The sequence below is a fragment of the Streptosporangium sp. G12 genome, assembly GCF_052983175.1.
Genome location: NZ_JBRIQO010000077.1, coordinates 1 through 2129, shown reverse-complemented (window position 1 = coordinate 2129; position 2129 = coordinate 1). Strand labels below are relative to the sequence as shown.

The window sequence follows — 2129 nt, the reverse complement described above, 5'->3', positions numbered from 1 at the left end:
TCGGCAACGCCGACGGCACCAACCAGTTCTGGTCCGGCTCCAACGGCTCCCGCTGCTCCTCCTACACCGGCACCCTGAACTGGTCCTTCGCCGCGGACGGCCGCCTCGCCGTGACCTTCGGCGGCTCGACGACCTTCAAGCAGGCGGACCAGCCGGTTGGGTACGCCTCGATGAACGGCGGGACCACCGGCGGATTCGGGGCCTCCGTGGTCCACGAGTACACCCTCAGCGAGTACCGGCGCAGCGCCGGCTATTCCAACCCGGGCGATGCGATGTACGACCTGATCAAGGAGCATGACGACCGCTCCGGTGAGGGCCTGGTCATCTATGTCGACGAGACGATCAGAGCGTCCGACTTCAGCCGGGACAAGATGCACGTCAACGATGTGGAGAACGTCTCCATCCTCGGGGTCGGGACCCAGGGCGAGTTCGACGGGGTCGGCCTCAGCCTCCGCAAGTCCCGCAACGTCGTCATCCGGAACCTGAAGATCCACCACATCGACACCGGGGAGCGGGACGGGATCACCGTCCAGAAATCAAGCTCCAACGTCTGGATCGACCACAACGAGATATACAACGAGTTCCCGAACGTGGACAAGGACTATTACGACGGCCTGATCGACGTCAAGGACGGCGCGGCGTACGTCACGATCTCGTGGAACTACCTGCATGACTCGTGGAAGATGACACTGACCGCCGGCGGCGACAGCGAGAGCTCGGCGAGCGACTACATCACGTTCGCGAACAACCGGTTCCATAACGTGAACTCCCGCGTGCCGCTCATCAGGCGATCGCAGGTGCACATGCTGAACAACTACTTCCAGAACGTGGCCGACACCGCCATCAACGCCCGGATGGGCGCGCAGGTCCTGGTCGAGGGGAACTACTTCGAGAACGTCGGCACCGGTGCGGTCGACGAGGTGACCGGCGCCATCCACGGACCGGTCGGCTGGTTCTACGGCAGCAACACGACCGGGTACTGGAACCTGGTGAACAACGTCTACGTGAACACCCCGCACGCGCACCTGACGTCGACCACGAACTTCACGGTGCCTTACGCCTACAACGCGCTCAGCCCGCAGGACGCCAAGACACAAGCCATGCAGAACACCGGCGTCGGCATCATCGACGTGACCCCATAGGCGGAGTCTCGCGCCTCTACTCCACACCCTCCACCCCGTAGTCAACGTGCCGATATCGGCCTGCGAACCCACACCGGCCCCGACCGACATCGGCCCCTGAAACCAACACCCGTCGGATGGACCCGATACAAAACGTCACGCGTGGGCCCAGCGCACCAGGCCCACGCGTGACTGCGCCGCCGGATCACCGCGGTCATCACGGAGAAGACCGATCAGCGGGCCAACCGGAAGAGAAAAGGTTCGGCCCGTCGTCTTCGATCCGGAGCGCTACCGGCAGCGCACCACTGCCGAAGGCTGTTTCCAGAAGATCAAGACCTGGCACGGTCTGGCTACCTGTTACGACAAAGCCCCGGAAAGCTACGAGGCCGGACTCTACCTCCAAGGCTCGATCATGTGGCTGAAGCTCCTCACCTCAACCGCATGATCCGAACTCTGAACAGCTTTTAGACCAAGTGGAAAGTATCAGCCGACATCGATCCGTCAATCATCAGCTGAAGCCTTACCCGCAAGTTTCCGCTATTCATATCACTGCCTGATTTGTTTAATCTTCAGATGTTCTTGTAAAGGGAACTTCTCACATACGTGAACACAGGAGTTTGGCCATGTCGCCCGAGAATCCACTGTTCGGCCGGCGCCGGACGCTGGCCGGAGCCGCGGCCGCGGCCCTCGGCCTCGCGCTCGTCCCTGCCGTCGCAACGCCGGCCGGGGCCGCCACCCGGCGCCCGTTCGGACCGTACGGATCACCGCGGCGCAGGCGGGACGAGCGCACGCTGTACGTCGACCCCCGGGGCCGGGGCGACCACACGACCGTTCAGGCGGCCGTCAACGCGACACCGGACGCTCCCGAACGGGGCTGGACCCTGGTGATCGCGGCCGGGACCTACCGCGAGACGGTGCTGGTACCCCAGGTCAAGACCGGCCTGACCTTCCTCGGCGCCACCCGTGACGCCCGTGACGTCGTCATCGTCTTCGACAACGCCGCCGGGA

At 63.9% G+C, this 2129-nt stretch carries 1 protein-coding gene and 1 pseudogene; both read left to right on the top strand.

Features of this window, described 5'->3' with window-relative positions; translation table 11 throughout:
* Positions 1-74: 74 nt before the first annotated feature.
* Positions 75-1142: a pectate lyase family protein gene (locus ACVCAG_RS45620; RefSeq protein ID WP_440089910.1), complete on the top strand. Its 1068-nt coding sequence runs from the start codon at positions 75-77 to the stop codon at positions 1140-1142.
* 602 nt (positions 1143-1744) lie between these two features.
* A pseudogene (locus ACVCAG_RS45615) lies at positions 1745-2129 on the top strand (pectinesterase family protein); the annotation flags it as partial.